This window comes from Rhizobium sp. RSm-3, from assembly GCF_001854685.1.
Taxonomy (GTDB): Bacteria; Pseudomonadota; Alphaproteobacteria; order Rhizobiales; family Rhizobiaceae; genus Rhizobium; species Rhizobium ecuadorense.
Map to the genome: position 1 here is coordinate 247582 of NZ_MAWZ01000035.1, position 20030 is coordinate 267611.

A 20030-nucleotide genomic window follows, 5' to 3' on the forward strand; every position below is an offset into this window, starting at 1 on the left:
TAAGTTAAGTATGCGGTATCGTGTTACCTCATATTTATCGGCTGAAGATCTGCCGTAATTGACCGTTTTCGCATCGTCCTGCCGGGTTTGAAAGAACCTGCCATTGTCGAAAGCAGCCGCTAATCCTCGAAGGCGCGCAGGCATTTCATCATTTCGCGAAGGCCGCGCGTCAGATGTTTGTCGCGGCGCAGAACCATGCCGAGGCGGCGCGTGAGCTTCGGCTGCAGCGATGATGTCGTCACGAGGCCGGCGCGGTCGCGCTTCACCGCCAGCCCCGGCAGGATCGACCAGCCGAGCCCGACGGCCACCAGTTCCTTGATTGCCTCGATGCTGCCGAACTCCATCGCTGGCCGGATTCTGGTGTCCGGGGCGGCCAACCACGCGTCGATCGCCCGCCTCGTATTGCCGCCCTCATACAGCAGCAGTGTCCTGTCGCGCATGAAGGCGGCGTCCGGTCCGCCTTCGGGCATGCGGCTGCCGGCGGGCGCGACCGCCAGCAATTCCTCTTCGTAGAACGCTTCGATCTCGAGGTTCCGTCCCGAGGCCGGCAGCGCGATGACGGCGATGTCGAGGCTGTTGGCCTCCAGATCGCGCAAGATGTCGTCGGCATTGCCGATATGGACGGTGATTTCGAGGCCGGGCATGGATTTGCGGGCGGCGGCGATGGCCCGGGGAAGCAGATGAATCGACGCCGTGCCGCCGCTGCCGATGCGCACGCGGCCGCTGGCGCCATCCCTGTAGGGCATCATCGCTTCCTCAGCGGCGGCCGCGTCCTGGAGCAGGCGTCTTGCATGCGCGAGCAGGTCGAGGCCTGCCGCGGTCGGCTGCGCCCGCCGTCCGACGCGCTCGATCAGCCGAACGCCGAGCCGCTGTTCGAGCCCCTTGACCTGCAAGCTGACGGCCGGTTGCGTCAGCCCTTCCTTGTCGGCTGCCGCCGTAAAGCTTCCAAGATCGGCGACGTTGACGAAGGTTGCAAGCTGATCGAGGTTGAGCGCCATACCAAAGGAATCCTTATGCATCTCATAATATCCATAAGCTTCCTTCGTAGCATTCTCCAGCGCATCTTTCATCCGTCGAAGAAAGGAAGACGAGATGGCCCTGGAATGGAGCGAAATACTCGAAACGCCGCGCGATATCGTTCGGTCAGAAAGTCACGGGATGGCGAACTGGGGCCGGCGGCTGCTGGCGGCTATCGAACATCGCCTGGAAAAGCGCCGCAGCCGCCGCACACTGTGCGACCTCACCGAGGACGAGCTTCACGATATCGGCCTGACCCGTGCGCAGGCAAAGGCTGAAATATCGAAATCCTGGTTCTGGTCCTGACCGCGAAGGCTTGCGTGAAAAGCGTCAATCCCGCTCGAAATTGCCGGCGCCTTGTGGCAATACCTCAGTCTGGAAATCGAGCGCAGGGAGCAGCATCATGGCCGAAATCGTATCCTTCCCGGACGCAGGCAGGGCAGATGGATTGCTGCTCCGCTCGTTGCGCGACGGCGTGCTGCGCCTCGTGCTCAACAACCCGCCGGCCAATGCGCTTACGGTCGCACTTCTCCAAGCGCTGATCGCCGAACTCGAAAACGCCGGATCGGATGCGAGCGTGCGCGTCGTCGTCATCGCCTCGACCGGCAATGTCTTCTCAGCCGGCCATGATCTCAAGGAACTCACCGCCCATCGTGCTGATGAGGATCAGGGAGCCGGTTTCTTCGAGAGGGCCTTCCGGCTCTGCGCCGATCTGATACTGAAGATCACGCATCTGCCGAAGCCCGTCATCGCCGAGGTCGACGGGCTGGCGACGGCGGCCGGCTGCCAGCTCGTCGCCTCCTGCGATCTGGCGATCTGCACGGATACGTCGACATTCTGCACGCCGGGCGTCAATATCGGCCTGTTCTGTTCGACGCCGATGGTGGCGGTTTCCCGTGCCGCCCATCGCAAACAGGCGATGGAGATGCTGTTGACCGGCGAGACGATCGACGCCTCCACCGCCAAGGATTTCGGCCTCATCAACCGTATCGTGCCGAAGCAATATCTGGCGCAGGTCGTTGCCAAATATGCGGGCGTGATCGCGAGCAAATCGCCGCTGACCCTGAAGATCGGCAAGGAAGCCTTTTACCGGCAGCTCGAACTGCCGGTCGAGGCCGCTTATGATTATGCCGCCGGGGTGATGGTCGACAATATGCTGACGCAGGATGCCAAGGAAGGGATCGGCGCCTTCCTCGGCAAGCGCCTGCCGGAATGGAAGGGCTAGAGCCTTTCCTGGTCAGCTTGAAGCATTCTGCCGGAGCAGGTTTTCGTCAGGATCAGAGGCGATTGGCGGTGGGCATACCCCTTGGTACGTCCGAGCCGATCGCCTCTGATCCTGGCGGAAACATGCCCGGCCCTTCGGACGCGCGCCGGCCGGTCGACCACCCGACTCCGTTTGAGCCAACAGAATGCTTTAATCTGACCAGGAAAGCCTCTAGTAATCACGCCAGTTTCAGAACCAGCCCGCCAATGGCGATGACGACGCCGGCGACGTAGCGCCAGACACTGGCCTTTTCCTTGAAGACGGTAATCGAGATCACCAGCGCAAAGAGGATCGCGGTTTCGCGTAGGGCCGCAACGGTTGCGACCGGGGCTTTCGTCATCGCCCACAGCGCCAGCCCGTAGGAGGCGATCGAGCCGGCGCCGCCGATCAGGCCGCGCCACCAGTTGCGGCGGATATGATGGGCCACGGCCAGGGTGCCGCGTTGCGAAACCGCCCAGGAAAACAGCAGCACCGGTGGCAGCAGCGACATCCATAATGTGTAGGACACCGCATTGCCGGAAATGCGTGCGCCGATGCCGTCGACATAGGTGTAGCTGGCGATGACGCAGGCATTGACAAGCGAGAGCATGACGGCGCGGCTGCTGCCGTGCCGCGCCTCCAGAGCTAGGGTGAGCACGCCCGCGCAGATCGTCATCGTGCCGGCAAGGGCGCCGCCGGAAAGATTTTCCTTCAGAATGAAGCCGCTTGTCGCGGCGATCAGCAGCGGGGCGCAGCCGCGCATCAGTGGGTAGACGAGGCCGATATCGCCGGCCCGATAGGCAGCGGCGACCAGTTGGAAATAGGCGAACTGCAGGATGGCAGAGACGCCGATAAACGGCCAGGACGCGCTGTCCGGCAACGGCAGAAATGCCAGGAACGGCAGCGCCGAAACCGCGCCACCGGCCGAGATCAGCGCCGCATCGAGGGATTTATCGCTGCCGGCCTTGACGATGGCGTTCCATGTCGCATGCAGCAAAGCGCCGAAGAGAACGAGCAGGATGACGTCGAGAGGCAAGGGATAAATCCGCAAACAGATGGGGAAGAGAAGACGCTTCGCCCTCGGGCGGGGCAACCTCTTGAAAAGACAACTGGCATTTGCACGAAAATGAACGCGAGGCGGTTCCGGATGCGTTCATATGTCCAATAACATCCTTTCCGTAGGGGAACAATGTTGATTGTCGCGGCAATTTTTACGTGCGCGCGATATGCGTTCAATCCAGGTGACGCTTTCAACTATGAGATGTTTCTAATTTACGTAGGAACGCATAAGGGTTTTATCATGAACAAAAAGGGAAAGTGCCTGTCGGAATTCCGAAGAGGATTATTCTATGATGCTGAAATATAGATATTATTCTATAGCTTTGATATAGGGGAAAATCAAAGCCGTAAGTTGTGTTATCTTTAATAAATCGCAGCGCGCGATTGAGTTCGAACTTCTCGCAACCGCGGAAGGCGTTTCGGTTCGGCGTCGGTCATGATGGAGAAAAACATCAGAGCTGATAATGCGGAACGAACAGCATCCCGTCAAGGTTGTCTATGTTCTGACAGTTCAGAACGGGGCAGCGGGGATCGTCTTTCGAGGGGATGTGGGTCCACTCCGCATAGTCGGTCGCGTCGCAATAATTGCTGTTGCGGACGTAGCGATCGTAGAGCGGCAGACCGCGGGGGGACTGATAGCGAAAGATGACGGCGCCCTGATTATGGATGGCGGCGCGCACGCTGGCGCAGCTCATGGTGAGCGGATTGTACCGCGAGATTGCCAGGGCTGGCGATGCTGCGAGCACGAGCATGAGGGCAAGAGCGATTTTTTTCATCGAATCATCCTCAGGAAATATCCAATTCATATATACGGGAAAGCCGCGCAGCTGGTTTCATGCAAAAGCAAAAAATCATGCGCGCCGTGGCCAAAGGCCTTCGCAAGCGGAGAAGCGGACATGAATCATGACAGCTACACGGATAACTATCTCGCCGGAATCCTGCATTCGGTAAAGACCATCGCGCTGACCGGCGCTTCGCCCAATCCGGCGCGGCCGAGCAACGGCGTCATGGGTTATCTGCTGTCGCGCGGCTATGAGGTCATTCCCGTCAACCCGGGGCAGGCGGGCAAACAGATCCAGGGCCGCACCGTCTATGCCCGGCTTGCCGACATTCCCGTGCCGATCGACATGGTCGACGTCTTTCGCGCTTCCGAATATTTGGACGGCGTTGTCGAGGAGGTCTTAGCGCTGAGGCGGTTGCCGCAGATCATCTGGTCGCAGCTCGGCGTCCGCGACGATGCAGCCGCGGCAAAGGCTGAGGCCGCCGGCATCAAGGTGGTGATGAACCGCTGCCCGGCGATCGAATATCCCCGTCTCATTGCCTGAGTTGCGGTCTGGAGAGACGGATTTTCCACCGAACGCCCTTGGGTTGAAACGGATCGCGATTAACTTTCGTCTTCAAGCGGCTATGATCCCGTCCGTCAGCAATAATTGGAGGACGACATGGCCAAGAATGATCCGGGATTCAACACGTTGGCGATACATGCAGGCGCCCAGCCCGACCCGGCGACCGGCGCACGGGTAACGCCCATCTATCAGACGACCGCCTTCGTCTTCAACGATTCCGATCATGCCGCCGCCCTCTTCGGCCTGCAGGCTTTCGGCAATATCTACACCCGCATCATGAACCCGACGCAGGCCGTGCTCGAGGAGCGCGTCGCAGCACTCGAAGGCGGCACGGCAGCCCTTGCCGTCGCCTCCGGCCATGCGGCGCAGATGATCGTCTTCCATACCATCATGCGCCCTGGCGAAAATTTCATCGCTGCCCGCAAGCTCTACGGCGGCTCGATCAACCAGTTCGGCCATGCCTTCGAGAATTTCGGCTGGCAGGTGCGTTGGGCCGATTCCGCTGATCCGGCAAGCTTCGAAAGCCAGATCGACGAGAAGACGCGCGGCATCTTCATCGAGAGCCTCGCCAATCCAGGCGGCACCTTCGTCGATATCGCCGCCATTGCCGATGTCGCCCATCGCAACGGCCTGCCGCTGATCGTCGACAATACGATGGCAACCCCCTATCTCATCCGCCCGATCGAGCACGGCGCCGATATCGTCGTGCATTCGCTGACGAAGTTTCTCGGCGGCCACGGCAATTCCATGGGCGGCCTCATCGTCGATGGCGGCACCTTCGACTGGTCGAAATCCGGCAATTACCCGATGCTATCGAGCCCGCGGCCGGAATATAACGGCATGGTGCTGCACGCGACCTTCGGCAATTTCGCCTTTGCGATCGCGGCCCGCGTGCTCGGCCTGCGCGATCTCGGCCCGGCGATCTCGCCGTTCAACGCCTTCCTGATCCTGACCGGCATCGAAACGCTGCCGCTGCGCATGCAGCGCCACAGCGACAATGCGATCGCGGTGGCGAAATGGCTGAAGGCACACAGCAAGATCGCCTGGGTGAACTACGCCGGCCTCGACGACGACCCGAACCACGCCCTGCAGCAGCGCTACTCGCCGAAAGGCGCAGGCTCCGTCTTCACCTTCGGCGTCGAGGGCGGCTATGAGGCGGGCAAGACGCTGGTCGAGGGGCTGCAGCTCTTCTCCCATCTTGCCAATATCGGCGACACCCGCTCGCTCGTCATCCATCCGGCCTCGACGACGCACCGGCAGTTGAGCGACGAGCAGAAAACCTCAGCCGGCGCCGGGCCGGATGTCGTCCGTCTTTCCGTCGGCATCGAGGACGTCAAGGACATCATCGCCGATCTCGAACAGGCGCTCTCGAAGATCTGATTGGAAAGCGCCCGTCCGAAGCTAGGTGACAGGCATGGACGGAGGCTCCGCCCATGCCTCAAACGATGTCGCGATCCAGAACCGCCGGTGTGGTTAAGCCACCGGTTGGCAACGACCTGCCTATTTTGGATGAATCCTGCGATGTCGCTGTCGGTGATACCATGCGGTGAGGCATGGCGAGTGCCGATTGCGGAGGGTAGGGGATATGAGAAATATGACTTTTGTGCTCGTCGCGGCCATTGCTGCGGCGATGGGAACGGCGACCGCCGACGGGGCTGAAGGTCGAAAGGTTTCGCTTGGATGGCAGACCTCATGCGGTGTCGATCCGGGCGGGATAAACCGTTCGGGCGGCGCCTATGTCTTTCACCGAAGCTCCAACCACTGCAGCGGCGGAATTTTCAAGCAACGATCCGAAATCAATTCGGGCAACATTTCGGTCGGCAGCAAGGTTTCATACGTCTTCGACACCACCGTTTCGATGAAGACAGCCCAGAGTGACGACTTCATTCTGTTCCAGATTCACGACGGGCGGATCGGATGTTCTCCGCCGATGAGCCTACGCTGGACGGGTGGCGATGCCCTGCGGTTCGACAGCGATTATACACGCGGAAAAGGAATGGCGGGCTGCGTGCCGAACCGCGGCCTGCGGGGTGCGGCCTACCATGGTCCTCGATTGAGGCGAGACGGAACGCCTTACCATCTTCGCGTCACGCTCGCATTCGATGGACAAGGCGGCTTCGACGTGTCGGTGGCGATCAATGGAAGCGGCGTCTTGTTCGGAAGGTACGAACCATCGAGCGATCCGAAGTTCGTCACGTCAAAACGGTTCTATATGAAGCATGGCGTCTATTCGCAAAAGCCATTCGACTACGAGATGAAGTCGGTCGGCATGCAGGTTTTGCGGATTTAACTAAGGTGTCCGCTGCCCGACTTCGCTTTGCTCGATCTCGATGATCACGGCATCCTGGGCCGGATCGATGTCATCCCAGGTGGGCTTCGGTTGCGCACCGTCGGCGCGGAACTGGGCGTAATTCTGGTGGCCGCCGGAATTCCCCGGCTGATAGCGCGCCCATGCCGTATAGGAGAGCGGTTCGCCGTTGACCCAATGCCACCCGCCGGCTGGTTCCTCGGCGCCAGCGTCCTGCATTAGCCCGATCATCGGCCCGCTGCTTTGCGGCGCTCCGCCGACATCCTGCACCACCCAGTAACCGGGCTTCTCAAGGGTCAGCTTATAGACGAATTCATTCTCTTCGCGGGAGGTAATGGTGGCAAGGTGGCCTTTCAAACCAGCGGCGAGGTCCAGCAGCGCCGCCATGCTGGCTCCCCATGTCCGGATGACCAGATATCTCGAATGGCCAAGACGCCCTTCCGTCACCAGATCGAAATTCGACAGGATGTCCTTCTCCGATTTGCCCTGAACGCTCTCGTCCCTTTTATAGGTCCGTTGCGCCCATTCCGGTGTCCGCTGCTGCGCCAGGAGAAAGACCGAGGCACCGAAAGCCGCCACCGTCAGGGTTGCTAGCCCGGCAATAAATGCCGGCTTTCGAACAAGGGCGGCGGACTTTCTTTTCGACCGCGCGATGAGGCCCTCATCGGTGTCCGATATTGCGTAAACGCTGATCGGTTTCGCGAGGTTCTTGACATAATGTTCCCCGATCTTTTTGAGATCGGTCGGCAATTTTCGGTCAACCTGTTCGAAGACGCTCTCGGAAAGGCATATGCCGCCAGGTTGCGCGATCGACTCCAATCTGGCCGCAATGTTCACGCCGCCTCCGAGCACATCGCCGTTCGGCTGCACGGTGACATCGCCGATATTGATTCCGATCCGATATTTCAGGCGCTGCGGCGAAGGCACGCTTTCATTGTAGGCCTTATGCGCCGCTTGAATGTCGATGGCGGCAAGAACCGCCTCGACGGCGCTGTCGAAGACGGCAATGACGCTGTCGCCGGCAGTATTTGCGATTGTCCCCTCATGACGCCGGATAATGGCGTCCATAATCTCGCGAAGTTTTTCCAGATGAGACAGAGTGGCAAATTCATCGTTTTCGACGTGCTGGCTGTACTGCGCAATGTCTGCGGCTAGAATGGTGGTAAGCCTTCTGCCCATATCGACCCCCAGGGTACACGACCATGGAAATATACAGGCTGATCACAGATCGATAAAGAATGCTGGCCTCGCCAATACGGATTAGGGCATCTGCAATGCGTTGCTGCAGCGCCCCTTCTGCCATTTGCTGCGAAGGACACGGATACCGAAGAGGTTCACGACGACCATGACCCATTTCATCACCTTCAGCATCGACGGCATCGAACCGGAGTTCGGTGCCCCGGAGCCCGGCCGCATCGTCTCAGGCGATCCGCAATTCCGCACCTGGAACCTGGAGGAGGCCGAAGGTGGCCTCTATTCCGGGGTTTGGGAGGCAACGCCGGGCAAGTGGCGGATCGTCTACGAGGAATGGGAATATTTCAGCCTTTTGTCCGGCCATTCGATCGTCACCGAGGACGGCGGCGAGCCGGTCCATCTGAAGACGGGCGACCGGATGATCCTGAGACCCGGCTTCAAGGGAACCTGGGAAGTCGTTGAAACGACTCGCAAGGACTATGTGATCAGGGTTTAAGCTGCGCCGGCAAATCGCCGCCGATGATGGTCGGCCTGTCCCGAATTGCGGCGGGGACGGCCGGTCTTTGTGCGAATGACCGCGCCTCTTTCCCAGATAGAACGCTTTTAACCAATCCCATTAATCGGGCCTACATCGTCAAAATGCTATATCTCGTCCGCAGCGCATAGCGGACATGATGTCTCCTGCCGTCTCACAGACATGGTCTTGCAATTAATCTTTTGCGGAATTTGCATGTCGACTCTTGCAGGTAGGTACGTTCGGACTCAAACGTCCTCCATCATTGCGACAACGGTCTGTTTCCTCGTCGTCGCCCTCGTCCTGACCGGCCTGATGGCGCATGTCGTCGTCACGATGACCCGGTCGGCGAATGAGATCGATGATGCGCGGGCCACGCGCGCCGCCCGCGCGGCGATCTCAGCCTTTGTGGCGCGCCTGAGCGGGACGACAACGGATAATGCCATATGGGACGATGCCTATGGTGCGGCCTCGTCTCCGACCGCCGCCGATTGGGCCTATGAAAATTGGGGAAAGACCAGCGAGGACTACGCGCTCTATGACGGCGCGGTCGTCATCGGCCCCGACCGGTCTTCGATCGTCTCCGCATATGCCAAGGGCAAACCGTTCGAGCCGACCGCCTTTTTCGGCGAAGGTTTTTTTCGGCAGACCAACGCGGCTGCCGATCCCGCTCGGGCGCCGGTGGTTAATTTCATCAAGACCGAAAGCGGTATCGCCCTGCTCGCATCGCAGGCGATCCAGCCATACGAGCCCACTACCGAGCTTCCGAAGCTCAGCACGCTGAGCTTCTACAAGGAATTTACGCCCGAAGTTCTCGACATGCTCTCGAACGAACATGAACTCGAAGGCCTGCACCTTGAGACGAAGCCCAGGCCGGAATTTCTGAACACGCCGATCACCGACATCAAAGGGGCCGTCATCGGCTATCTCGTCTGGCCGAGCAAAGCCCCTGGAAGCACCGTGTTTCAGCAGGTAGCGCCCTATGTCGCGGCCGCCGTCGCCATCCTTTCGCTGTTCCTGATCGGCGTGCTGATGGTCGGCGCATCCGAGGCGCGGCGCCTGCGCCAACTGGCGCAGGCAGCGCTTTTCGAAGCGGGCCATGACAGCCTGAGCGGCCTGTTGAACAGGCATGGACTTCTCAGCCTGCTGGCGGAGTTGGAGGGGCCGGGCTCTTCGCCGCCACGGCTCTATCTGGTCGACCTTGACGGCTTCAAGGCCGTGAACGATGCCTGGGGGCATGCGGTCGGCGACGATTTGATCCGGCTGGTTTCGACCGCGCTGGTGGGCTGCCATCCCGAAGTCATTGCCGCGGCCCGGCTGGGAGGTGACGAGTTTGCGCTGGTGCATGTCGGGGCCGCGACCTGCGAAGAGATGGAAAAGACCATTCTGGCGCTGTTTGCCGATCCCTTCAAAATCGACGGCCGGACGATCGAAGTCGGCGCAAGCATCGGCGCTGCCGCCGGCGATGGAGATATCGAACCCTTGGAGCTTCTGCGCAGAGCGGATATGGCCCTCTATCGCGCCAAGGCAAACGGCCGAGGCCAGGCGATCGAATACGACCCCGAACTGGACGAGGAGCGCCAAAGGATCGCCGAACTGGAAGGCCTTTTGAAAGGCGCCATCGGCAGTGGTGCGATCGAGGCCGTTTTCCAGCCTCTCGTCTCTGCCACGACAGGCGCTGTCACCGGTCTTGAAGCGCTGGCGCGCTGGCGAACGCCGACAGGAAACATCAGCCCGGAAGTTTTCATCCCTCTCGCCGAGAGGTGCGGCCTCATCGATGCGCTCGGCGTTCACATGCTGAGAACATCGATCGAGCATGCCAGGAGCTGGCCGGATCTCGCATTGTCGGTCAACGTCTCGCCGATCCAGCTCTGCAATCCCGAATTTGCCGCCGAAGTGATTTCGGTCCTGAAGGAACTCGATTTCAATCCGAAGCGCCTGACTTTGGAGATCACCGAAGGCGTGCTGATGACGAATCCGGATCAGGCCCGCCGGTCGATAGACCAGCTCAAGCGCGTCGGCATAAAGTTCGCGCTCGATGATTTCGGCTGCGGCTACGCCAGCATCGGCGCCCTGCGCCAGTTCGGGTTCGATCGCATGAAGATCGACCGCTCGCTTGTATCCGCCCTCGATGAAGGCGCCAACGGCGCCGAGGTCCTTCGGGCGACCATTTCCCTGGCGACCGCCCTGCAAATTCCGGTGACCGCTGAGGGCATCGAGAACAGCCGCCAGGCGAAGATCTTGCGAGAGGCCGGCTGCGATCAGCTTCAGGGATATCTGATTGGCAGACCCATGTCGGCACGCGACATATCCAGCAAGCTGGAAGAGTCAGCCGCCTGACGCCGGGGATTCACCGCCGCTACGGCTGATCAGCGCTCCCGAACGGGTCACCACTGCAGGTCCAGCCGGTCCAGCCCGTGGAAATGGTAGACATCCTTGACCACGGGCGTCTTTGCCAGCTTCAGACCAGAAAGCCGCTCGAACAGAATCGGCAGCACGACGTTGAGTTCCAGCCGCGCCAGCGGCGCGCCGATGCAGAAATGAATGCCGGCGCCGAAGGAGAGGTTTGCCGCCTCGTTGCGGTCGGGCCGGAAGGCGAGGGGATCGGTGAATTTCGCCGGGTCGAGATTGGCGGCGGCGAGAATGAGGCTGACCTTGTCGCCGCGCTGGAAGGAGACGCCGTCGATTTCGGCAGGCTCCAGCGCCCAGCGCTGGAAGATGTGGACCGGCGCGCAGATGCGCAGGGTTTCCTCGACGGTGCGCTCCGTCGCCGCCTCGTCGCGGAAGAGCATCGCCGGATCCGAGCCGCTCTCGAGGATGGTGCGCACGGAATTGCCGATCTGGTGCACCGTCGCCTCGTGCCCGGCATTGAGCAGCACGATCGTCGTCGAGATCAGCTCTTCCTCTGTCAGATACTGACCCTTGTGCTCGGTATGGATCATGTGGGTCAGCAGGTCGTCGCGCGGTTCGGCGCGGCGTTCGGCGATGACAGTCCTGACATAGTCGGAAAATTCCTTCGCCGCCCGTTCGGCCTCGTCCTCCTGCGCACGCGTGCGGCCGAACATGTACATACGGACATAGGCGTGCGACCACGCGAGCAGCTGCGGTCCCATCTCCTCGGGAATGCCGATCATCCGGGCGATCATCGTCACCGGGATGATGTCGGCAAAGGCCGACAGCAGCTCGACCTCACCCTTGTCGGCGAAGCCGTCGATCAGCCGGTTGGCGAGTTCGGCAAGCTCCGGCTTCATCTTCTCGACATGCCGGGAGACAAAGGCGCGGTTGACGAGCGTGCGCAGCCGCGTGTGCTCGGGCGGTTCGAGTTCGAGCAGGGAATAACGTTCCGAGAGATCGAAACTGGCAAGATGCGGCATCGGCTCGGCAAGCCCGAGCTCCTCGCGGCTGGCGATATGCAGAATCTGCCGGCCGAAGCGGCGGTCGCGCAGCAGCCCGTTCACATGGTCGTAGCCGGTGAAGAACCATTGCTTCTGCTCGCGCCAGTAGAAGGTCGGGCAATGGGCGTGCAGGGCGGCATAGACGGCATTCGGGTTGCCGTAGAAGGCAGGATTGCGGGCATCCAGCGAGACGTGGCGGCTGGCGGGGTCGATCGAGAGAAAGGGCGGTATCGTCATGACCCGAAGGCTTAGCGGATTTGCCGGGCCTCGGAAAGATGGCGGGGTGAGGGCGAGCATCCTGAAACGACGCGCCCGCAGGACGCGCCGATCACATTAAAATCCGTGCCTAACCCCGGGGATTGATTCCGGTTTTCCGGTTAACCGGCCCGCGACAGCGTGCCCATGCGCCGCAGCGCCTCGACTTGGTCGTCGACCGTCGGCACGAGTTCGCCGGCGGTGGTGCTGGGCGTCGCCGGTGCCGGGGCTGCGGCCTCCGCTTCGCCGAAGGTAACCGTGCAGTTGCGGCCGGCGCCCTTCGCCGCATAGAGCGCCCGGTCGGCGGCCGAGATCAATTTGTCGATATTGGCTTCGATCGAGGAGGCGAGCGCGATGCCGATGCTGACGGTGGCCGGGACGATCGCTTCGCCGGTGCTGACGGGCAGGCGGCAGAATTCGGTGCGGATCGCTTCGGCGATCGCCTCGGCTTCGGTCTGGTCCGCAACTGCGGCGAATGCTGCGAATTCCTCGCCGCCCATACGGCCGAAGATGTTGTTCGGAATATATTGGCGGGCCATGCGCGCGAATGCGGTCAGCACGGCATCGCCGGACTGGTGGCCGAAACGGTCGTTGACGCGCTTGAAATGGTCGAGATCGAAGAGCATCACCGCGACCTGGCGCTGCTCGTCATGGGCTTTTTCCTGGATGGCGTCGAAATAACCCAGCAGGCCGCGGCGGTTGAGCACGCCGGTCAGCGAATCGGTCAGGGTGAGGGCGCGCAGGTGCCGTTCGGATCGCTCCATGATCAGCCGGCAGGTGAAGGCGAAGGCGATGGTGAGCAGGAAGGCGCTTGCCATGGCCGAGGCGCCGCCGAGATTGGTTGCCTCGATATCGCTCGGCAGCGTCAGCGCCATCGTCAGCGCCGAGCCGAAGCACAGGCAGCCCTGGATGACGAAGACGCCCATCAGTTTGACGCGGGTACGCTCACGGCGCATGTCGCCGGCGGCGACCGCCAGGGCAAGCGCCGTCGCACCCGTCGCCGAAGCGAGATTGTAGAGCACCACGCGGTTTGAATAGTCGCTGTTGACCCAGGGCAGGAAGACCCCGGCGAGCCAGATTACCGGCGGCAGCAGCGCCCACCATTCGATCTTCTTGCGGTCAAGCGCCAGAAAACCCGCCACCCAGGCGCTCTGGCCGAGCAGTGCGATGGCATTACCGATCTCGATGGACAGCAGGCTGGGGACCTGCTCACGCAGCGCGATCATCGCAAAGCCGATGCCGGTCAGAAGGAAGCCGAGGCCCCAATAGAGATAGGCCTCGTTCCTGACATTGTGGCGCCAGGCGACGAACAGCACCAAAGCGAGCGTCATGGCCTCGGAACACCAGATGGCGAGACCTGTAGCGATATTGAACACGGCAGCAACCCCTTGCCCGTCGGCCTTATAAGTCGGCCCCGATTTATTGGCCTGCATCCTTGCCGAGGAAGTTCGCCACTTCCTTAATGCTGCTGCGCTGCGGCATGATTTTACGCCGATATCTGCCGGTAGGCTTTCCCTAGGGTAAACGTGCGTGAGCACTCTCGAATGGAGTAAGCATTCCTTCATCCTGTCGCGGAGAAAAGCCGGGGAGGGCGGTGCCATGGGCTCGCCGTTAACAGGCGCTTGGCGGAAAGAGGCTACCAGCTAAACCCGTCTTGCCCCGGCTTCTTAACGTTATCCGCATGCGTGTCTTGAAGAGGAGGGCCGGGACACTCTATGTAGGGATAAGACATTTTCTTTGATTCCCGGCGCCGGCCGGCGAGACGTTGACAAAGGACGCACATGAGAAACCCAGTCGATACCGCAATGGCGCTCGTGCCGATGGTCGTGGAACAGACCAACCGCGGTGAACGCTCCTACGACATCTATTCCCGCCTGTTGAAGGAACGCATCATCTTCCTGACCGGTGCCGTTGAAGACCATATGGCGACGCTCGTCTGCGCCCAGCTTCTCTTCCTCGAAGCCGAAAACCCGAAGAAGGAAATCGCCCTCTACATCAATTCGCCGGGCGGTGTCGTGACTGCCGGCATGGCGATCTACGACACGATGCAGTTCATCAAGCCGGCGGTTTCGACGCTCTGCATCGGCCAGGCCGCCTCCATGGGCTCGCTGCTGCTGGCCGCCGGCCACAAGGACATGCGCTTCGCCACGCCGAATTCCCGCATCATGGTGCATCAGCCCTCGGGCGGCTTCCAGGGGCAGGCTTCGGACATCGAGCGCCACGCCCGCGACATCCTCAAGATGAAGCGCCGCCTGAACGAGGTCTATGTCAAGCACACCGGCCGCACCTACGAGGAAGTTGAAAAGACGCTCGATCGTGACCATTTCATGGATGCGGACGAAGCCCAGGGCTGGGGCGTGATCGACAAGGTTCTGACCTCGCGCCTCGAAATGGAAGGCGAGCAGGCCTAGTAATTAATTGGGATGGTGTTTTCGTCGCCACAGTTCTATCTCATTTGTGATCGAACAAGGCTTTCAACTGGCGACGAAGACGCTAATAGTAGCCATTAATGCTATGTTGAATTTTTATGACATAGCATTCGGCATTCGAAGGGGAATTCGTTGCCGCCGGAACCCGGACATAATTGGGCCCGATTCGTACCCCCTGAAGCCCTTCTCGGCAAAGGCTCCGATAACGGAGTGCCGCCAGGAGCTGATTGAGTGGACCGCGATTTCGCCTTGAAATGCGGCGTGCTGGAAGGAAAGTGATATGAGCAAGGTCAGCGGCAGCAACGGCGGCGACTCCAAGAACACACTCTATTGTTCGTTCTGCGGAAAGAGCCAGCACGAAGTCCGGAAACTGATTGCCGGGCCGACCGTCTTCATCTGCGATGAATGCGTCGAATTGTGCATGGACATCATCCGCGAGGAGAACAAGTCCTCGATGGTCAAGTCCCGCGACGGCGTTCCGACGCCCCAGGACATCATCAAGGTTCTCGACGAATATGTCATCGGCCAGCGGCAGGCGAAAAAGATCCTGTCGGTCGCCGTTCACAACCATTACAAGCGCCTGGCGCACGCCTCCAAGAACGGCGAAGTCGAGCTGGCGAAGTCGAACATCATGCTGGTCGGCCCGACCGGCTGCGGCAAGACCTATCTCGCCCAGACGCTCGCCCGCATCATCGACGTTCCCTTCACCATGGCCGATGCGACGACGCTGACCGAAGCCGGCTATGTCGGCGAGGATGTCGAAAACATCATCCTGAAGCTCCTGCAGTCGGCCGACTACAATGTCGAGCGCGCGCAGCGCGGCATCGTCTACATCGACGAAGTCGACAAGATTTCGCGCAAGTCCGACAATCCGTCGATCACCCGCGACGTCTCGGGCGAGGGCGTGCAGCAGGCGCTCTTGAAGATCATGGAAGGCACGGTCGCTTCCGTTCCGCCGCAGGGCGGCCGCAAGCACCCGCAGCAGGAATTCCTGCAGGTCGACACGACCAACATCCTGTTCATCTGCGGCGGTGCCTTTGCCGGTCTCGACAAGATCATCTCCGCCCGCGGCGAGAAGACGTCGATCGGCTTCGGCGCGACCGTCAAGGCCCAGGACGACCGCCGCGTCGGCGAAGTCCTGCGCGAGCTGGAGCCGGAAGACCTGGTCAAGTTCGGTCTCATTCCCGAGTTCATCGGCCGTCTGCCGGTTCTGGCGACGCTCGAGGATCTCGACGAGGATGCGCTGATCCAGATCCTGTCCGAGCCGAAGAACGCGCTGATCAAGCAGTATCAGCGGCTGTTCGAGATGGAAGACGTGGAGCTGACCTTCCACGAGGATGCCCTGCGCGAAATCGCCCGCAAGGCGATCGTCCGCAAGACCGGCGCCCGCGGCCTTCGCTCGATCATGGAGAAGATCCTGCTCGACACGATGTTCGAACTTCCGACGCTGGAAGGCGTGCGCGAAGTCGTCATCTCCGAGGAAGTGGTGCGCGGTTCAGCCCGTCCGCTTTACATCTATGCCGATCGTCAGGAAGAAAAGGCCAACGCTTCGGCGTAACCTTTTGCGCTTTCGCACGATTATTTTGGGGGCTTGCCATCGGCAGGCCCCTTTCTATTTGAAAAACCATCCGAGGCACTGTTAGTATTTTGCCGGTGGGAGCCGGAATTGACTTTGCCGATGTTGGGAAGGGGCCGATGTTGCGCAAGGAAGAGTGGTTGGGCAATGATGCCGTGATTCCGTAAGCCCATTGTCGGCGCTTGTATTTTAGCCGATCAAAAATGGTAAGCGCCGGTCCAGCCACGCGCTTCATAGTGTTGGCGTTCCGTTGTAATAAAGCTGTCACATCCGGGGAACGCGGGCGTTAGCGTGGCTTGAAAAGCGTAGTCAGAACCTCCACTTGTAGCAACAAGTGAGAGTGCGGCCGGTCCCAAGCGGCCGTGCAGAGAGCCCGGCAACGGGACGATGGAAAGGACTTAAAAATGACGAAGAAAACGTCTGTAGCGAGCAGTACTGCCTACCCTGTTCTGCCTTTGCGCGACATCGTGGTTTTCCCGCATATGATCGTGCCGCTGTTCGTCGGACGGGAAAAGTCGATCCGTGCGCTCGAAGAGGTCATGGGTTCCGACAAGCAGATCATGCTCGTGACGCAGATCAACGCCAGTGACGACGATCCGGATCCCTCCGCGATCCACAAGGTCGGCACCGTGGCGAACGTATTGCAGCTCTTGAAGCTGCCCGACGGCACCGTCAAGGTTCTGGTCGAAGGCCGCGCCCGCGCCGAGATCGACACCTATACCAGCCGCGAGGATTTCTATGAGGCGCTCGGCCACGTGCTTGAGGAGCCGCATGACGATCCGGTCGAACTGGAAGCCTTGTCGCGTTCGGTCGTCTCCGAATTCGAGAGCTATGTGAAGCTCAACAAGAAGATTTCGCCTGAAGTGGTCGGCGCTGCCAGCCAGATCGACGACTATTCCAAGCTCGCCGATACGGTTGCTTCGCATCTGTCGATCAAGATCACCGAGAAGCAGGAGATGCTGGAAACCACCAGCGTCAAGGCCCGCCTCGAAAAGGCCCTCGGCTTCATGGAAGGCGAGATTTCGGTCCTGCAGGTCGAAAAGCGCATCCGCTCGCGCGTCAAGCGCCAGATGGAAAAGACCCAGCGCGAATACTACCTGAACGAACAGATGAAGGCGATCCAGAAGGAACTCGGCGACGGCGAGGAAGGCCGCGACGAGATGAGCGAACTGGAAGAGCGCATCTCCAAGACCAAGCTGTCCAAGGAGGCCCGTGAAAAGGCCGATGCGGAGCTGAAGAAGCTGCGTCAGATGAGCCCGATGTCGGCCGAGGCCACCGTCGTGCGCAATTATCTGGATTGGCTGCTCGGCATTCCCTGGGGCAAGAAGTCGAAGATCAAGGCCGATCTCAACAATGCCGAGAAGATCCTCGAAGCCGATCACTTCGGTCTCGACAAGGTCAAGGAGCGTATTGTCGAATATCTGGCCGTGCAGGCCCGCGCCACCAAGATCAAGGGTCCGATCCTGTGCCTCGTCGGCCCTCCGGGTGTCGGCAAGACCTCGCTCGCCCAGTCGATCGCCAAGGCGACCGGCCGCGAGTATGTCCGTATGGCGCTGGGCGGCGTTCGCGACGAAGCCGAAATCCGCGGTCACCGCCGCACCTATATCGGCTCGATGCCCGGCAAGGTCATCCAGTCGATGAAGAAGGCCAAGAAGTCCAACCCGCTGTTCCTGCTCGACGAGATCGACAAGCTCGGCCAGGACTATCGCGGCGATCCGTCTTCGGCGCTGCTCGAGGTGCTGGATCCGGCGCAGAACTCGACCTTCATGGACCACTACCTGGAAGTCGAATACGACCTGTCGGACGTGATGTTCATCACCACGGCGAATACGCTGAACATCCCGGCGCCGCTGATGGACCGCATGGAGATCATCCGTATCGCTGGCTACACCGAAGATGAAAAGCGCGAGATCGCCAAGCGGCATCTGCTGCCGAAGGCCATCAAGGAACATGCGTTGCAGCCGGAAGAATTCTCGGTCAGCGACGACGCCCTGATGGCGATCAGCCAGCAGTACACCCGTGAAGCCGGTGTGCGCAGCTTCGAACGCGAACTGATGAAGCTCGCCCGCAAGGCGGTCACCGAGATCATCAAGGGCAAGACGAAGTCCGTGCATGTGACGGCTGCCAACATCTCCGACTATCTGGGCGTCCCGCGCTTCCGCCATGGCGAAGCCGAGGGCGAGGATCAGGTCGGCGTTGTCACCGGTCTTGCCTGGACGGAAGTCGGCGGCGAACTGCTGACCATCGAAGGCGTGATGATGCCGGGCAAGGGCCGCATGACGGTCACCGGCAATCTGAAGGAAGTCATGAAGGAATCGATCTCGGCAGCGGCCTCCTATGTCCGCTCGCGTGCTGTCGATTTCGGCATCGAGCCGCCGCGCTTCGACAAGAGCGACATCCACGTGCACGTGCCGGAAGGCGCGACGCCGAAGGATGGCCCCTCGGCCGGCGTCGCCATGGCGACCGCGATCGTTTCGATCATGACCGGTATCCCGGTGAACAGGCACGTGGCCATGACCGGTGAAATCACCCTTCGCGGCCGTGTGCTGCCGATCGGCGGTCTCAAGGAAAAGCTGCTCGCAGCGCTTCGCGGCGGCATCAAGAAGGTGCTGATTCCGGAGGAGAACGCCAAGGACCTGGCGGAGATCCCGGATAATGTGAAGAACAGCATGGAGATCATCCCGGTGTCCCGCATGGGCGAGGTGATCAAGCATGCGCTGATCCGGCGGCCGGAGCCGATCGAATGGGACGGCACGGTGGAAACGCCTGTCATCACCTCGGTCGAAGGCCTCGATGAGACGGGCGCAACCATAGCGCATTGAGTGGCCCAGGCCACATTTATGCCCCATTGGCTGAAAAGACGGAAAAAGGCTGGCGAAAACGCCAGCCTTTTTTGTGAAAACGTCATGGAGACGCTTGCTTTTCCTTGATTTGCAGGGCTTTTGGGTTCCCGGCGGGCCTGATGAAACCTATTCTGCGCCTAGCTTACTTTTGAGTCGTTTCGTACCATTTAGAAAGGGGTGGAAACATGAACAAGAATGAACTCGTGTCCGCAGTCGCCGAAAAGGCAGGACTGACGAAGTCTGACGCGGCTTCCGCTGTTGACGCGGTTTTTGACGTTGTCCAGGGTGAACTCAAGAACAAGGGCGACATCCGTCTCGCCGGGTTCGGCAGCTTCACCGTTTCTCATCGTGCCGCATCGAAGGGCCGTAACCCGTCGACGGGCGCTGAAGTCGACATTCCGGCTCGCAACGTGCCGAAGTTCACGCCCGGCAAGGGTCTGAAGGACGCCGTCAACGGCTGATCTGAGATTATCCGCCAGCCGTAAACGAGACCGGCTGCGCAGGATTTGGAAGGGGTTCGGCTTTGCCGGACCCCTTTTTGATTTCGCCGCTTGCCGCATGCGACGCTTTGTTTTACCAACAGAGCTGTTCTCAGGGCGGGGTGAAACTCCCCACCGGCGGTAAGGGTTTCGGCCCGAGCCCGCGAGCGCTTTGCCGAGCTGTCGCCCGGGAAAGGTCAGCAGATCCGGTGCGATTCCGGAGCCGACGGTATAGTCCGGATGAAAGAGAATGAGCATGGCCGCGTGCGGGCAGGGGACTGCCGGCGTCAGTGTGCTGTCGCCTCATGCGTCCTGATTTATGTTGGTCCCTGCATAATTCCCTAAATCGGAATCGATTTAGGGAGGAAATTA

The 20030-nt window shown here is 60.5% G+C and carries 17 protein-coding genes and 1 riboswitch; of the genes, 11 read left to right on the forward strand and 6 right to left on the reverse strand.

Features of this window, described 5'->3' with window-relative positions; genetic code table 11:
* Nucleotides 1-119 precede the first annotated feature (119 nt).
* On the reverse strand, nucleotides 120-1019 hold the full coding sequence (locus tag BBJ66_RS24095) for a LysR family transcriptional regulator (RefSeq protein ID WP_184342860.1): 900 nt from the start codon (nucleotides 1017-1019) through the stop codon (nucleotides 120-122).
* Between the two features lie 73 nt (nucleotides 1020-1092).
* Here BBJ66_RS24095 and BBJ66_RS24100 point away from each other — a divergent pair, with 73 nt between their 5' ends.
* Entirely contained in the window at nucleotides 1093-1323 is a 231-nt protein-coding gene (locus BBJ66_RS24100; protein WP_049734031.1) for a DUF1127 domain-containing protein, read from the forward strand.
* Between the two features lie 97 nt (nucleotides 1324-1420).
* Nucleotides 1421-2242 (forward strand): enoyl-CoA hydratase, encoded by an 822-nt coding sequence (locus tag BBJ66_RS24105; RefSeq protein WP_049734032.1) that lies wholly within the window; start codon nucleotides 1421-1423, stop codon nucleotides 2240-2242.
* 217 nt (nucleotides 2243-2459) lie between these two features.
* On the opposite strand, the gene BBJ66_RS24110 is transcribed toward BBJ66_RS24105, so the two are convergent.
* Nucleotides 2460-3296, reverse strand: a complete 837-nt coding sequence (locus BBJ66_RS24110; RefSeq protein WP_049734147.1) for an EamA family transporter — start codon at nucleotides 3294-3296, stop codon at nucleotides 2460-2462.
* A 475-nt stretch (nucleotides 3297-3771) separates the two neighbouring features.
* Nucleotides 3772-4095: a hypothetical protein gene (locus tag BBJ66_RS24115; RefSeq protein ID WP_049734148.1), complete on the reverse strand. Its 324-nt coding sequence runs from the start codon at nucleotides 4093-4095 to the stop codon at nucleotides 3772-3774.
* Between the two features lie 120 nt (nucleotides 4096-4215).
* On the opposite strand from BBJ66_RS24115, the gene BBJ66_RS24120 reads away from it, so the two are divergent.
* The 3 genes from BBJ66_RS24120 (at nucleotide 4216) to BBJ66_RS24130 (ending at nucleotide 6955) form a co-directional block, all read left to right on the forward strand.
* The gene (locus tag BBJ66_RS24120; RefSeq protein ID WP_049734033.1) at nucleotides 4216-4644 is read left to right on the forward strand and encodes a CoA-binding protein; all 429 of its coding nucleotides are present in this window, start codon (nucleotides 4216-4218) and stop codon (nucleotides 4642-4644) included.
* A gap of 117 nt (nucleotides 4645-4761) precedes the next feature.
* On the forward strand, nucleotides 4762-6045 hold the full coding sequence (locus BBJ66_RS24125; RefSeq protein WP_049734034.1) for an O-acetylhomoserine aminocarboxypropyltransferase: 1284 nt from the start codon (nucleotides 4762-4764) through the stop codon (nucleotides 6043-6045).
* Nucleotides 6046-6211: 166 nt separating this feature from the next.
* Entirely contained in the window at nucleotides 6212-6955 is a 744-nt protein-coding gene (locus tag BBJ66_RS24130) for a hypothetical protein (RefSeq protein WP_244511737.1), read from the forward strand.
* Here BBJ66_RS24130 and BBJ66_RS24135 read toward each other — a convergent pair whose 3' ends face one another.
* Entirely contained in the window at nucleotides 6956-8152 is a 1197-nt protein-coding gene (locus BBJ66_RS24135; RefSeq protein ID WP_083335614.1) for an adenylate/guanylate cyclase domain-containing protein, read from the reverse strand.
* Nucleotides 8153-8318: 166 nt separating this feature from the next.
* Here BBJ66_RS24135 and BBJ66_RS24140 point away from each other — a divergent pair, with 166 nt between their 5' ends.
* Together BBJ66_RS24140 and BBJ66_RS24145 are read left to right on the forward strand one after the other, a co-directional pair.
* Nucleotides 8319-8663: a cupin domain-containing protein gene (locus BBJ66_RS24140; protein ID WP_071090412.1), complete on the forward strand. Its 345-nt coding sequence runs from the start codon at nucleotides 8319-8321 to the stop codon at nucleotides 8661-8663.
* A 234-nt stretch (nucleotides 8664-8897) separates the two neighbouring features.
* Nucleotides 8898-11021, forward strand: coding sequence for a bifunctional diguanylate cyclase/phosphodiesterase (locus BBJ66_RS24145; RefSeq protein WP_071090415.1), 2124 nt, complete (start codon nucleotides 8898-8900; stop codon nucleotides 11019-11021).
* Nucleotides 11022-11068: 47 nt separating this feature from the next.
* Here BBJ66_RS24145 and BBJ66_RS24150 read toward each other — a convergent pair whose 3' ends face one another.
* Together BBJ66_RS24150 and BBJ66_RS24155 are read right to left on the reverse strand one after the other, a co-directional pair.
* Nucleotides 11069-12313, reverse strand: a complete 1245-nt coding sequence (locus tag BBJ66_RS24150) for a cytochrome P450 (protein ID WP_071090418.1) — start codon at nucleotides 12311-12313, stop codon at nucleotides 11069-11071.
* Between the two features lie 140 nt (nucleotides 12314-12453).
* Nucleotides 12454-13707, reverse strand: coding sequence for a GGDEF domain-containing protein (locus BBJ66_RS24155; protein ID WP_049734149.1), 1254 nt, complete (start codon nucleotides 13705-13707; stop codon nucleotides 12454-12456).
* A gap of 405 nt (nucleotides 13708-14112) precedes the next feature.
* On the opposite strand from BBJ66_RS24155, the gene clpP reads away from it, so the two are divergent.
* The 4 genes from clpP to hupB all read left to right on the forward strand — a co-directional run bounded on the left by clpP (nucleotide 14113) and on the right by hupB (nucleotide 19640).
* On the forward strand, nucleotides 14113-14742 hold the full coding sequence (gene clpP, locus BBJ66_RS24160) for an ATP-dependent Clp endopeptidase proteolytic subunit ClpP (RefSeq protein WP_003573944.1): 630 nt from the start codon (nucleotides 14113-14115) through the stop codon (nucleotides 14740-14742).
* A 298-nt stretch (nucleotides 14743-15040) separates the two neighbouring features.
* Nucleotides 15041-16318: an ATP-dependent Clp protease ATP-binding subunit ClpX gene (clpX, locus tag BBJ66_RS24165; protein ID WP_003573940.1), complete on the forward strand. Its 1278-nt coding sequence runs from the start codon at nucleotides 15041-15043 to the stop codon at nucleotides 16316-16318.
* 422 nt (nucleotides 16319-16740) lie between these two features.
* Nucleotides 16741-19158, forward strand: coding sequence for an endopeptidase La (lon, locus tag BBJ66_RS24170; RefSeq protein WP_049734040.1), 2418 nt, complete (start codon nucleotides 16741-16743; stop codon nucleotides 19156-19158).
* 206 nt (nucleotides 19159-19364) lie between these two features.
* Nucleotides 19365-19640: a DNA-binding protein HupB gene (hupB, locus tag BBJ66_RS24175; protein WP_003573937.1), complete on the forward strand. Its 276-nt coding sequence runs from the start codon at nucleotides 19365-19367 to the stop codon at nucleotides 19638-19640.
* 122 nt (nucleotides 19641-19762) lie between these two features.
* Nucleotides 19763-19914: riboswitch (FMN riboswitch) on the forward strand.
* Nucleotides 19915-20030: the final 116 nt, after the last annotated feature.